The organism is Leeuwenhoekiella marinoflava DSM 3653 (genome assembly GCF_900129005.1).
GTDB classification, from domain to species: domain Bacteria; phylum Bacteroidota; class Bacteroidia; order Flavobacteriales; family Flavobacteriaceae; genus Leeuwenhoekiella; species Leeuwenhoekiella marinoflava.
Genome location: NZ_FQUN01000029.1, coordinates 1 through 13,682 on the forward strand (window position 1 = coordinate 1; position 13,682 = coordinate 13,682).

The window sequence follows — 13,682 nt, forward strand, 5'->3', positions numbered from 1 at the left end:
TCGATATGTCGATACCGATAAAGTAGCAGAAGTTCTGTCTGTTCATAATAGATAGGATTTTAGATAACTAACCAGTATCCAGATAACCATCGAACCCCTGATAATAGGTCTAAAAACCTGAATTTCCATCTGATGCCGTTCTGGAGATAACTGACGGGGGCTTTTATCAAATAAAGTATAAGCCCACAGCTTTGAGTAGCGTATAATTCGCCCCCATCAGTTTGGTCACAGTTTATTATTATTGGGGCTATTCCCCGATAGAAAGTTAACAATTACGGAAACTCACTAACATATAAATAATCCCTAAATAAAGTGCGTTCGCAAAACTAAGGGGGAGTAGCAAGAGGGTAACACGCTGCGCGATGTTACATTTTTATAACTCATTTTATTTCAGGCGATTACGTGTTTATGGATTTGATCGATTTTCATCAATTTGCGACAAATGCGCTTTTAAGCCCTGTAAACAGGCAGGTTTTTGCGACAAATCCTATTTAGATAGCGGTAATGAAGGGTAATTTAGGTAGTCCTCACCACATTCCCCTACACTGGGTTTCGGGGAAAGAGGTTCGTCCAAAAGGTCTTGAACACAGGCCAAAAATGTCAATTTGATAGTATTAAAATCTTGTCAGCCATTTTTGACCTGAGTTCGCTGGGCATCCTAACTTGGAATGGATAATCTTTAACTTTTGTGATTTATTTTCCTTTTTAATACACTCCCAACAGCATACCTTTTTTGATAGAAAAAATACAGGATTCTAAATTAGTCGGGCGCATAAACCGGTCGGCTACGTCTTCCTATTTATAGCCCTCTCCTAATTTAAAATCCCGAAGGTAACAACTATCAAAAAAGGTATTGCGACGGCTCTGGAGGAAGTAAATGAAACACCAAAATCTCGTATGCGTTTTGATCTACAAATCTATTCTGTTGAGCAAAAAAGGATTTGCTCAAGATGAAATAAGTAAATGGTTTATTTCTCATTTTCATTAGTAACAGCATTTGCTTTATTTTTTTTTGTTTTTTGCGGAAAACAAAAATCTTCTATTTTTTTAAAGAATATTGATTAGTTCTTGATATTTTGAAATATTGTCGTGCGGTATTAATTGGATGATTAGTTCTCATACTTGTTGTATAACACGATATCGACTTTTATGGCTTAGAATTTTAAAATTAAAATTTACCTTCTTTTTTTAACTATAAAAATAAACATTCAATAAGGCGGTAGTCCACAACATACAATCTTCAAAATCTTTGGAGTGTATATTTGAAGTTCTAAAATTGGGTACTACAATACGTCTATTTTGCTAGTTTTAGAGTATAAGTTTTTTAGGTTTTTTTCAACAAAATTTTCCTGTGTAAATTATTGAGCTTTGAGTTTTTATTAAGGATAGTGTGAATTTTTAGCCTAACATAAGATTAAAAGTTTGACAATATGAAATATTTAAAGTTAGCGCACTTTTTTAAAACGAATATATTTAGTATAAATCGAAACATTATTTTATTGTGCTCAACATATAGTTTAAACTATTTTTTTTATTTTTGACTCAAGACGATTTAAATATTTACATAATATTTCAGATTGTTTTTCTCACACGTTACAATCTTTTTATCTATAAGTAGCCTTATTTAAAGCAAGATGGTTATCACTATGCTTTTAAAATTTGGTTTTAATTTCTTTATACTAGTTTATTAAATACTTTTTTAGATGAAAAGAATCGGAATAGTTTTAGTGCTTTTTAGTGCGTTTTTAACCGTATCCTGTAAACAAAAAAAACAGGCCGAAAGTTTAAAAACTCCTGATGATCATATCGCGTTTATAGAAAGTCAATTAGAATTTGCAGATAAACAACTTAGTGGTTTGCTGGTTAAAGCAGAAGCTAAAAACCAAAATCCCCGTACTTTAGAAAAGGATTCTTCTATATATTTTATAGATAGTGCTTCATTTGATTGGACCGAAGGTTTCTTTCCGGGAAGTTGCTGGTATCTATATGAAGCTACGGGAGCTGATAAATGGAAAGATGCAGCGATGCACTTTCAGGGATTATATAAGTCTCACAAAGAGTTACCGGCGTATCATGATTTAGGCTTTGTTTTTAATTGTTCATATGGCAATGGTTATCGCTTGCTCGATAAACCTGAATATAAAACGGTATTGATGGATGCAGCCAAAACTTTGGCTAATCGTTTTGATCCAAAAGTAGGTGCGATAAAAAGCTGGGATGCAGATAGAGGTTGGCAAGCAAAACGAGGCTGGGAATACCCGGTGATTATAGATAATATGATGAATCTTGAACTGCTTTACGAGGCAACTGCAATGAGTTCAGATTCGGTGTACGCTAAGATAGCTTCTGCACATGCAGATAAAACAATGGCACATCACTTTAGAGATGACTACAGCTCGTATCATGTTATAGATTATGATTCAATTACGGGCAATGTGCGCAAAAAAGAAACTGCGCAAGGCTTTGCAGATTCTAGTTCGTGGGCTCGTGGTCAAGCCTGGGGACTTTATGGGTATACGATGTGTTATAAATACACTAAGGATCAAAAGTATCTTGATATGGCTAATAAAATTGCCGACTATATTTTAAATGCTTCAGAAATCCCTAAAGATGGAATACCCTATTGGGATTACCACACATCAGATAAAGAAACAACACCCAGAGATGTTTCAGCAGCAGCTGTAACAGCTTCAGCATTGGTGTCACTTAACAATTTTACAGCTGGTAAATATGAACAAGAAGCGCTAAATCTTGTACAAACCTTATCAACTCCTGTGTACCGTTCAGAACTAAATACGAATGAAAACTTTTTACTTAAGCATAGTGTAGGCAGTATTCCTCACGATAATGAAATTGATGTGCCGCTTAACTATGCAGATTATTATTATCTGGAAGCGTTATTGCGAATAAAAACCTACTATTCAAAAAAAAAGAAATAACCAGATTTATGAATGATCCCGTATATCGTGTAAACCAAATAGAAAAAAACTTAGTAAAACTTACCGGTAGGGTAGATGCAGCACAATTGGCACAAGCTAATGCACTTACGCACTTTATATCACCCTGGGATGAGCAGCCTATAAAACCTATAACATTTAAAGCGTTATATGACACAGACTATTTCTATTTTAGTTTTAATGTTGAAGATGATTCGGTATTCACCGAATTAAAAGACGATTCTAAAACCAGCATAGCGCATTCAGATCGCGTAGAACTGTTTATGAGAGCAGATGCGCAAATGAGTCCATATTACTGTTTGGAGATTGATACACAGCCGCGTATTATGGATTTTAAAGCAATGCCTAATCGAAATTTTGACTTAAGTTGGAATTGGCCAAAAGGCGAAATTGATGTAAAATCTTCTGTATTAAAAGATCACTTTAAGGTAGAAGGAAAAATTAGTCTAAAATCGCTAAAAGCACTTAATCTCTTAAAACAGGATGCTCGAGGTACCTTTATGGAAATTGGTGTTTACAGAGCTAAATATAATCAAGACGAGATGGGTAACAATCAGGCCACCTGGATTACTTGGGTAGATCCCAAAACTCCAGAACCTGAGTTTCATATAGCAGACTCTTTTGGGATTTTTCGCTTTGAATCTTAATTTAAGTATTGTGGATAATTTTCGGTATTGATAATATCAATAGGAAGCGTTAAAGATTCTTGTAAAGGCTTATCAAATAAGAAAAACTCAATCAGATTGGTTAAACTTAAATACACTTGTTTTTTAGGATCTTGATGTATTAAAAAGGCAATTTTGTCTTCTTCTAAGTATTTGATATTTTCGGCCACGAGGTCATAACCTATAATTAAACTTTTTGGTAAATAAGCTGCAATATGATTTGCTAGTAAATAGGCTTTAGAAGTTGTAACAAATAATCCGTCAACGTCATCAATAGATTTTAAAAAGTTTTCTATAGTCTGATCAAACGGAATTTTAGATTCTTTTTTAATGTTGTGAACGTTAATGGTATAAGCTAATTCTTTTTGAGCAAAATAATCTTTAAAGCCGCGTTCCTTTTCCTGCATATGCGAGGCATTTTGAAAGGCCTCATCTATATGCAAAACAGCTAGCGTAGCTTTATTTCCTAATAGCATATTAAACAACTTTGCCGCAACACGTCCACTTTGAAACAAATCCTGACCAATCTCGAGGTTAATATGTGGTTCTTTAATATAGTTATTAAATGTAGCGATTTTAATACCTGCAGCTACACACATTTTTGCAACATGCTCTGCTTCCTTATAAAATAACGGAACCATTAATACAGCATCTGGTTTTTCGGCTATGACTAGATCGGCAGCTTTGGTAAATGATTTTGTAGACTTTGGTTTAAATACACCTTTATTTATTTTAATACCAAAATGACTAAATTCCTGCTCGACCTGCTTTATAGCTTCATAACAGGGAAGCCAGTAGGGGTCTGCATCAGCATCGGGTAATAATATGGCAATATTATAGATCTTATTATTTTTAAGACTCTTTGCAATAGGATTGGGTTTATACTCAATTTTATCAAGTACTTTATTTACCTGTTCCAAAGCTTTGGGAGATACTTTTCCGCGCTTATGAATTACACGATCTACAGTGCCTTTAGATACGCCAGCTAATTCTGCGATATCTTTAATGGTGTAATTTTCTTTCATTAAGACAAAGATAATAATCTATATGAATTACCATACCAACGTGTGCTCGATAACATTTTTTAATGTGTTCGAGCACATTTTTATTAAAATTGCTTTTTTTTCACATTCTTTTTAGATAAATTGTACCAGATTTAAAGATTAATAACGTGTGAGAACAAATAATCTTCTAAATAATAAACTGATTTACAGGATTTTATGATTTGTAAATTAATAGGAAATCAAATCGTGTTAATACAGGTTTTTAAACTCAGGTTTAGAAAACTATTAACAATCAACCAAAATTTTTGAAAAACACATTTATGTCAACAGAAATGCAAAATTCTAAAGGACCTACACTTGTCATACTTGCTGCCGGAATAGGGAGTAGATATGGTGGTTTAAAACAGCTAGATACATTTTCGCCGCAAGGGGATACTATAATTGATTTTTCGATCTATGATGCGATTGAGGCTGGGTTTAAAAAAATTGTATTCATTATAAGAGAGAATTTATTAGAAGAGTTTAAGGAGGTTTTTGAACCTAAATTAAAAGGTAAAGCTGAGGTAGATTATGTATTTCAAGAATTAGACCGTGTGCCAGATCTCTATGTAGATTCTAATCGCACTAAACCTTGGGGAACAGGACACGCCTTATTACTAACTAAGGATGTGGTAAAAGAAAATTTTGCAATCATTAATGCAGATGACTTTTATGGGCGAGAGTCTTTTATAATAATGGCAAATGCTCTAAATGATATAGATAGGGATTCTTATCATTTTAATATGGTTGCTTTTCAGCTTAAGAATACAGTATCAAATCACGGGTATGTTTCTCGTGGCGAATGTAAAGTCTCTAAAGATGGCTATCTCGAGGATGTGACCGAACGTACACATATTGAGAAACAAGGGGATAAAATTTTAGTAGAAAACAAGAGTGGTGGCTTAGAGCCTATTGATCCGGAGACATTTGTGTCTATGAACTTTTGGGGTTTTACGCCTAAATGTTTTGAATTTGGATGGGAGCTTTTTAATGAATTTCTGGAGCGCAGTAAAGGCAATATAAAAGCCGAATTTTTTATACCTACCGTAGTAAATGAGATGTTACAATCTGATAAAGTAAGTGTAGAGGTATTAAGTACCCCCGAAAAATGGTTTGGAGTAACTTATAAAGAAGATAAAGCCATTGCGCAAACAGAAATTAAAAAATTAAAAGATAACGCAGTTTACCCGGTGCACTTATGGGATTAAATACAAACAAATTAATAGCTTCAGTTTTTAATGCGTTTAATCATAACTGCACAATTACTGATATAGAAGAATTTTCTAGTGGTCACATTAATGATACCTATTTTATAAGCACTGCCGAAGGACAACAATTTGTATTGCAGCGTATAAATGATGAGGTTTTTAATAATGTAGAAGAGCTGGTTAGTAATAAAGTTAAGGTGAGTAAGCATCTTGCTGCAAAACTTCCAGAATTAGATTCCGAAGAAAAATACAGACGTGTTCTTACTTTTTTACCTGCCAAAACAGGTGCTTACTATTATCAAGATGCTTCCAATAAATATTGGAATTTAACCTACTACATAGCAAAGAGTGTTTCGTTTGATACGGTTACAAATAAAGAAATTGCTTATGAAGGCGGAAAGCTCTTTGGTAAATTTATAAGTCAGACTAGTGATTTTGATGCGTGCCAATTGGTAGAAATAATTCCGGGATTTCACGATGTTCCCAGACGTTTATTGCAATTTGAGCAGGCAAAGAAAAAAGCATCTGCAACGCGCTTAGAACATGCAGCTTCTCAAATTGAAAAGGTAGCGGTATTACAAGAAGAAATGGTCTTGTTACAGCAGTTAAAGGATGAAGGTAAAATTCCAACCCGAGTAACTCATAACGATACAAAAATTTCGAATGCGCTGTTTGACGCAAATAATAAGGGTTTGTGTGTTATCGACACAGATACAGTAATGCCCGGTATTGTACATAATGACTTTGGAGATGCAATACGTACCATCTGCAATACTTCCGAAGAGGATCAAAAAGACTTAAGTCTGGTATCCTTTAATGTAGATTACTATGAAGCATATCTCAAGGGGTTTTTAGAGGAATTACGAGACTCATTAACAGAAGTTGAAATTCAATTTTTGCCGCTAGGCGCAAAAACTATAATCTTCATAATGGGTTTACGATTTCTAACAGATTATCTGGCGGGCGATGTGTATTATAAAACTTCGTATGACGAGCACAATCTAGATCGGGCTAAAAACCAATTTAAACTCATCGAAAGTTTTGAAGATCAATATAATGAGATTTTAAAACTGAGCAAATCTATTGTAAAAGTAAAACAGCTATGAAAAAATATGTAATAACGGGTGGGGCCGGTTTTATAGGAAGTCACATTGCAGAACATCTTGTGGGAGAAGGTCATGAGGTTGTTGTATTGGATAGTTTACGCACTGGATTTCAAAAAAATATCGATCCTTTTAATTTAAAATTTGAGCAAGGCGATATTAGAAATATCGATACTGTAAATAAATTAGTTACCGGTGCATCAGCAATTTTTCATCTTGCGGCATTAGTTAGTGTGCCAGAATCTATAAGTAAAATAGCCGAATGTAATGCAATTAATGCTCAGGGAACAATTAATATTCTCGAAGGGGCAAAAAGCGCAGGAAATTGTAAAGTAATCCTATCTTCTTCTGCGGCAAATTATGGTGATAATCCGGTTTCTCCCAAAGTAGAAACGATGACACCAGAACCTTTAACACCCTATTCTATTACTAAGCTTGATGGGGAGTATTACCTCGATATGTACCGCAATCAGTTTGATGTACCTACCACTTCTTTGCGCTATTTTAATGTATTTGGTCCGCGTCAAAACCCAAAGTCGGCTTATGCTGCAGTAGTTCCTATTTTTATTTTAAATGCATTGCAAAACAAGCCACTTATAATTTATGGTGATGGGCAGCAAACGCGTGATTTTATCTATGTAAAAGATGTTGTAGCAGCAAATTTACTCGCATCACAAACAGGTAAAGGGGTTTATAACGTGGCATTAGGAAACAGTACTTCTGTGCTGGAACTGGCAGAATTTATTATCAAAATCACCAATTCAAAGTCTGAGATACTTTTTAAAGAAACGAGAGCTGGTGATATAAAGCACTCTCAGGCAAATCCAGAAAAATTTCAGAAAGAAGGGTTTAAACCAAAGTATTCTATAGAAGAAGGTTTAAAAGAAACTGTAGCATTTTATGAAAGTGAATTGCTGGCACAAGTAAAACAAGCATAATGGCCGATACTGCAACACATATAAAAGAACCACAGGATTCAAAAAAAGTTTCGATTGCTATTATAGCCGGAATGTTTTTTATACTGGGATTTGTAACCTGGATAAATGGGGCGCTTATTCCATTTATGAAGGCTATTAATGAACTTACCGACCAGCAGTCGTATCTTGTTGCATCTGCATCTTACATCTCGTTTGTGGTGATGGCGCTTCCGGCATCTGCCATATTAAAACGAATAGGCTACTGCAAAGGGATGTCACTGGGTTTATTTATTATGGGGTTAGGGGCATTGGTTTTTGTGCCGGCCGCAGAAGCACGTACATATTCTTATTTTCTCATAGGAATATTTATTCAGGGAGCAGGAATGACGTTGTTACAAACAGCGGTAAATCCTTATATCACCATTTTGGGTCCTATTAAGAGTGCTGCAAAACGCATTGCAATTATGGGGATTTCTAATAAAGTTGCCGGAGCTCTGGGATCCCTGATATTTGGTGCTTTATTACTTTCGGGGATTGAAGCAACTCAAGATAAAATCAAGCTTGTTGAAACTAGTGAGAAAAATATATTACTAGATCAAATGGCAGATAGCGTGGTATGGCCCTATATTATTATGGCTATATGCCTGTTTATTTTTGCACTGCTTATACGTAAAGCACCATTACCCGAGCTAGAAGCTACCGAATCTGATGAACCGGGAGCAGAAGTTTCAAAAAAAACGGTACTTCATTATCCGCATTTGCTATTTGGGGTTTTAGCACTTTTTGTTTACGTAGGTGTTGAGGTTATTGCTGGTGATAGTATCATTTCTTACGGTTTGGCACAGGGGTTTCCTGCAGAACAATCTAAGTTTTTTACCTCTTATACGTTGCTTGCAATGGTTTGCTCTTATGCATTAGGAATATTTTTAATACCTAAGTACATAGAGCAACGCAACGCATTAATTATAAGTGCCACATTAGGTATTGTTTTAAGTGTGTTAATCATCAATACCACAGGATTTACTTCGGTATTACTAATCGCGGCATTAGGTATTGCAAATGCAATGGTATGGCCTGCAATATGGCCTTTATCGCTTAGTAATCTAGGAAAACATACAAAAACAGGTTCTGCATTGCTGGTAATGGGTATTTCTGGTGGTGCGTTAATTCCACCTTTATATGGTAGACTTGTAGATGTTAATAAAGCAGATTTAATACAAGAAGGAACTACCGCTGCAGTTGCTGCGGGAGAAGCAGCAAACTCAGGTTACATCTTATTAATCCCTTGTTACCTTATTATCTTATTATTTGCAATTTGGGGATGTCGCATAAAAAGTTGGTCAAAATAAAAACAATAAAAAGAAAACAAGAATGTTTACTAGTACAATAGACACTGCTACCGAATTTGAAAAACGTTTTGAGAAAATCAATACTCATGTTTTTGATAATTCCGCGAATGCGTCAAAAGCAGTAGCTCAACAAATAGCTGCACTTATTAAAGAAAAGCAAAGCCAAAATAAAACTTGTGTATTAGGATTAGCAACGGGCTCATCGCCTAAGAGCTTGTATGCAGAACTGGTGCGATTACATCGGGAAGAGCAGTTGAGCTTTAAAAATGTAATCACTTTCAATCTGGATGAGTATTACCCAATGAAGGCAGAATCGATACACAGTTATGTACGATTTATGAATGAGCAGCTTTTTGATCATATAGATATTTTAAAAGAAAATATTCATATACCCGATGGAACGCTTGCAAAAAATGAGATTGCTGGTTTTTGTACTCAATATGAGGATCAAATCGAAAAAACAGGAGGGATTGATTTACAAATCTTAGGAATAGGAGGTAATGGTCATATAGGCTTTAACGAATCTGGATCTTTGCAAAATTCTAAAACACGACTGGTAGCACTAGACCACAGTACCCGTATTGCTGCAAGTAAAGAGTTTGAAGGTTTAAAAAACACACCCCGTACGGCAATTACACTTGGCGTTCATAAAATAATGGAAGCTAAGCGGGTTATTCTTTTAGCCTGGGGCGAAAGTAAATCTGCAATTATTGCAAAAGCAGTAGAAGAAGGACTTACTAATCTTGTGCCGGCATCTTTTTTACAAGAGCATCAACACGTAGATTTTATATTGGATAAAGAGGCTGCGTCTAAACTTACCCGTATTAACAAACCGTGGTTAGTAGAAGAAGTAAATTGGACCGATAAACTGATTAGTAAAGCGGTTTTAGATTTGGCCATAAGCTTAGAAAAACCCATTCTAATGCTTACCGATGCAGATTATATTGAGAACGGAATGAGCGATTTGCTGGCACAAATGGGCCCGGCATACGATATCAACATACGCATATTTAATAAACTACAAAATACGATTACGGGCTGGCCGGGAGGAAAACCGGGTGCAGATGATAGCAAGCGACCAGAGCGAGCACTGCCAGCTAAAAAACGCGTGTTAATTTTTAGTCCGCATCCTGATGACGACATCATAAGTATGGGGGGCACGTTTAAGCGATTACACGAGCAGGGACATGAAGTACATGTGGCTTACCAAACATCAGGAAATATAGCAGTAGCCGATGATGAGGCGATACGTTTTGCAAAATTCATTACAGATTATAATGAGGCATTTGGTATTTCTTGTGACGAAGCTCAAAGTATTTATAATAAGAGTTTTGATTTTCTAAAAACCAAAGAAATAGGAGGGATAGACATTCCCGAACTTCGAAAAATTAAAGGGATTATTCGTCGTGGAGAAGCTCGAGCTACCAGTCATTTTGTGGGCTTACCCGATATTCAGATTCATTTTATGAATTTGCCGTTTTACGAAACAGGTGCAATTGAAAAAAATCCATTGGGTGCTGAAGATATAGCGCTTACAATAGATCTTATAGAGCAAATTAAGCCACATCAAATTTACGCAGCTGGAGATCTTGCAGATCCGCATGGAACGCATAAAGTGTGTCTTGATGCTGTTTTTGAGGCTTTAAAACAAATCAAACATAAAGATTTTATGAAAGACTGCTGGTTGTGGTTATACCGCGGTGCTTGGCAAGAATGGGGTATCGACGAGATTGATATGGCGGTACCTATGGGACCAGATCAGGTAATAGAAAAGCGTTTTGGAATATTTAAGCACCAGTCCCAAAAAGACGGAGTTGTTTTTCAAGGGTCAGACAGTAGAGAGTTTTGGCAACGTGCAGAAGATCGTAACCGCGAGACCGCAGAGTTGTATGATAAGCTCGGACTTGCGCATTATGCAGCAATGGAAGCTTTTGTAAAATGGGAATATTAATAGAATAACAATGACATTAATAAAATCAATATCGGGAATACGAGGTACAATAGGTGGTGCTACAGGTGATAACTTAACACCTTTAGACACTGTAAAATTTGCAGCAGCTTACGGTACCTGGTTAAAAGCTGAGAATACAAACCAAAAAATAAAAATAGTAATAGGTCGTGATGCCCGTTTGTCTGGTAGTATGGTAAGCGGATTAATCAGCAACACATTACTAGGGCTGGGAATAGATGTGATAGATTTAGAACTATCTACCACACCTACAGTAGAACTAGCGGTCGTAAGAGAAGCGGTACATGGGGGAATAATTGTAACCGCAAGTCATAATCCCAAACAATGGAATGCCTTAAAATTACTTAATCATAAAGGCGAATTTTTAAATGCTGAAGAAGGAAGTAAAATTATAGCACTCGCTGAGAAAGAGGCTTACGATTTTGCTGAAGTAGATGATTTGGGAAGTTATTCTGTAAATACGAATGCAATTGAGGCGCATATCGATGAAGTATTGGCATTAGAACACGTTGCAGTTGAAGCAATAAAAGCCAAAGGTTTTAAGGTTGTGGTCGATGCTGTAAATTCTACGGGAGGAATCGCTATCCCTGCGTTATTAGACCGATTAGGCGTGACCTGTATACCATTATACTGTGAGCCTACGGGACATTTCCCACATAATCCTGAGCCCCTGGCAGAACATTTAACAGCTATTTCTAAACGTGTAGTTGAGGAGCAGGCAGATTTAGGATTTGTGGTAGATCCAGATGTAGATAGGTTGGCTATTGTAAATGAAGACGGGACTATGTTTGGGGAAGAATATACACTCGTAGCTTGTGCTGATTATATTTTAGGTAAAACACCGGGAACTACAGTATCTAATTTGTCTTCAACACGCGTACTTAATGATGTAACTGTAGGCTATGACCAAGCTTATTTTGCCAGCGCAGTAGGTGAAGTAAATGTGGTTACCAAGATGAAAGAAGTAGAAGCGGTAATAGGTGGAGAGGGGAATGGAGGTATTATTTACCCCGAATCACATTATGGACGTGATGCTTTGGTAGGTATTGCTCTGTTTTTATCGCATCTCGCCGAAACCGGAAAAAGCTGTAAAGAATTACGTAATTCTTATCCTGCATTTTTTATAGCCAAAGAGAAATTAGAGTTACCTGCAGCTACAGATATTGATGCATTATTAATGCAGATACAAAAGGTCTATGCCAACGAAGAAGTTAATACAATCGACGGGACTAAAATAATCTTTAAAAATAAAGAGTGGGTGCATATGCGTAAATCCAATACAGAACCTATTGTACGCATTTATGCAGAGAGTGCTTCACCAAAACAAGCAGAAGAACTTGCTCAATTGATGATAAAAATGATAACAGATTTAATTTAAAAAGCTACCACATTGCAAAATATGCGCTTCTATATATCACGTTTACTGGCTTTACTTCTTTTGATAAGCACGGCTATATATATGACCGCATATACAGAACCGTTATTTTTTAATGATAAAGTTGATAAAGCCATTATAAAAGCTTTTATAAAAGATTCTATTCCCGTGGAAATTGATCTTATTTATGATAATGACTCTTTGCCCGATCAATATTATAGTTATATCGAGACCCCAGTCTGTGAAAAAGGAATTTGTTACGATCTTAAAGTACATTTGTATTGGGATTTATTAGGAAACTTTGTTAACTATAAAGAGGTAGCTTCAGATCCTTTTACAAAATACGAGCACGAGCTTTTTACTGCTGAAGATCACAGTAAACTCCGTAAGATTTTAGCAGATAAAACTTCGCCACTTGCCAATTATAATCCGGAAGATTTAGTCGATAAGAGTAAAACCTTATATTCTCCATTAATAGATGCTGTGGTAGGGGCAACCTATCCTGCTTTAAAAAGTAGTGTGGTGCCGGGAGCAGTTTATAGTACACATACCTTATGGAATATTGTAAACGGTACTTTGGCAGATAAAATTAAAGCTTATACTATAGCACATAGTAATGAAGCTGTTTTATTAAAAATGGCACATTCTTCTAGTAAAGATTTACAACTTTATGCATTGCGTAATCTTGATACAGCTAGTACCAGTTACCCTAAAGTTTTAATACAACTTGTAAAAGATGGTATAGATTACGTTCCTTATTTCGCAATTGCGAAAATCACTCAAGAAATGTGGCTAGATGCATCCCTACAAAATGAACTTATAAGCTTGCTTGCAACTACTGATTTTGAAATGCAAAATGAAATATTAAACGGGTTGAGTGCTACACAGCTGAGTGCTTCAAATACTGCTGTTTTATTAGATCAATACATTAGTTTAGAAGAGAGTCAGTATAAAAAATTAACCTCAATTCTAAAAAATAATATTGCCCATTTCAGCCATAAAGAGATAAAAACATTACAAAAAATAGCTGCAGAAACTAACAATACGTTTGCTCATTTTGCTAACGAATTATTAAAAAGTAAAACTGAATAAACGC

At 35.6% G+C, this 13,682-nt stretch carries 9 protein-coding genes and 1 pseudogene; 9 read left to right on the top strand and 1 reads right to left on the bottom strand.

Annotation, left to right across the window (positions count from 1 at the left end):
* Nucleotides 1–1,703 precede the first annotated feature (1,703 nt).
* A complete protein-coding gene (locus tag BUB91_RS19700; protein WP_073101021.1) occupies nt 1,704–2,939 on the top strand; it encodes a glycoside hydrolase family 88 protein in 1,236 nt (411 codons plus the stop codon).
* Between the two features lie 8 nt (nt 2,940–2,947).
* Nucleotides 2,948–3,604: a sugar-binding protein gene (locus BUB91_RS19705; protein WP_073101023.1), complete on the top strand. Its 657-nt coding sequence runs from the start codon at nt 2,948–2,950 to the stop codon at nt 3,602–3,604.
* On the opposite strand, the gene BUB91_RS19710 is transcribed toward BUB91_RS19705, so the two are convergent.
* Complete coding sequence (locus tag BUB91_RS19710; RefSeq protein ID WP_073101025.1) at nt 3,601–4,647, bottom strand: LacI family DNA-binding transcriptional regulator; 1,047 nt, start codon at nt 4,645–4,647, stop codon at nt 3,601–3,603. The genes BUB91_RS19705 and BUB91_RS19710 overlap by 4 nt on opposite strands.
* A 299-nt stretch (nt 4,648–4,946) precedes the next feature.
* Between BUB91_RS19710 and BUB91_RS19715 the strand changes: the two genes are divergently transcribed.
* From BUB91_RS19715 to BUB91_RS19745, 7 genes and pseudogenes are all read left to right on the top strand, one after another.
* A complete protein-coding gene (locus tag BUB91_RS19715; RefSeq protein WP_083558071.1) occupies nt 4,947–5,873 on the top strand; it encodes a sugar phosphate nucleotidyltransferase in 927 nt (308 codons plus the stop codon).
* Entirely contained in the window at nt 5,864–6,979 is a 1,116-nt protein-coding gene (locus tag BUB91_RS19720) for a phosphotransferase enzyme family protein (protein ID WP_073101027.1), read from the top strand. Before BUB91_RS19715 ends, BUB91_RS19720 begins: the two co-directional genes overlap by 10 nt.
* On the top strand, nt 6,976–7,914 hold the full coding sequence (locus BUB91_RS19725; RefSeq protein ID WP_073101029.1) for an NAD-dependent epimerase/dehydratase family protein: 939 nt from the start codon (nt 6,976–6,978) through the stop codon (nt 7,912–7,914). Before BUB91_RS19720 ends, BUB91_RS19725 begins: the two co-directional genes overlap by 4 nt.
* Nucleotides 7,914–9,242 carry a sugar MFS transporter gene (locus BUB91_RS19730; protein WP_073101031.1) on the top strand — a complete coding sequence of 443 codons (1,329 nt, stop codon included), beginning with the start codon at nt 7,914–7,916 and terminating at the stop codon, nt 9,240–9,242. Before BUB91_RS19725 ends, BUB91_RS19730 begins: the two co-directional genes overlap by 1 nt.
* Nucleotides 9,241–11,193, top strand: a pseudogene (gene nagB, locus BUB91_RS19735) (glucosamine-6-phosphate deaminase); the annotation flags it as partial. The gene BUB91_RS19730 and the pseudogene nagB, both read left to right, overlap by 2 nt.
* A 10-nt stretch (nt 11,194–11,203) precedes the next feature.
* A complete protein-coding gene (glmM, locus tag BUB91_RS19740; RefSeq protein ID WP_073101036.1) occupies nt 11,204–12,589 on the top strand; it encodes a phosphoglucosamine mutase in 1,386 nt (461 codons plus the stop codon).
* 21 nt (nt 12,590–12,610) lie between these two features.
* A complete protein-coding gene (locus BUB91_RS19745) occupies nt 12,611–13,678 on the top strand; it encodes a hypothetical protein (protein WP_073101038.1) in 1,068 nt (355 codons plus the stop codon).
* The last annotated feature ends 4 nt before the right edge of the window (nt 13,679–13,682 follow it).

Bases quoted from the DNA above. Each gene is read 5' to 3' on its own strand.
- BUB91_RS19700 (WP_073101021.1), top strand. From the start codon at position 1,704: ATGAAAAGAATCGGAATAGTTTTAGTGCTTTTTAGTGCGTTTTTAACC.
- BUB91_RS19705 (WP_073101023.1), top strand. From the start codon at position 2,948: ATGAATGATCCCGTATATCGTGTAAACCAAATAGAAAAAAACTTAGTA.
- BUB91_RS19710 (WP_073101025.1), bottom strand. From the start codon at position 4,647: ATGAAAGAAAATTACACCATTAAAGATATCGCAGAATTAGCTGGCGTA.
- BUB91_RS19715 (WP_083558071.1), top strand. From the start codon at position 4,947: ATGTCAACAGAAATGCAAAATTCTAAAGGACCTACACTTGTCATACTT.
- BUB91_RS19720 (WP_073101027.1), top strand. From the start codon at position 5,864: ATGGGATTAAATACAAACAAATTAATAGCTTCAGTTTTTAATGCGTTT.
- BUB91_RS19725 (WP_073101029.1), top strand. From the start codon at position 6,976: ATGAAAAAATATGTAATAACGGGTGGGGCCGGTTTTATAGGAAGTCAC.
- BUB91_RS19730 (WP_073101031.1), top strand. From the start codon at position 7,914: ATGGCCGATACTGCAACACATATAAAAGAACCACAGGATTCAAAAAAA.
- glmM (WP_073101036.1), top strand. From the start codon at position 11,204: ATGACATTAATAAAATCAATATCGGGAATACGAGGTACAATAGGTGGT.
- BUB91_RS19745 (WP_073101038.1), top strand. From the start codon at position 12,611: ATGCGCTTCTATATATCACGTTTACTGGCTTTACTTCTTTTGATAAGC.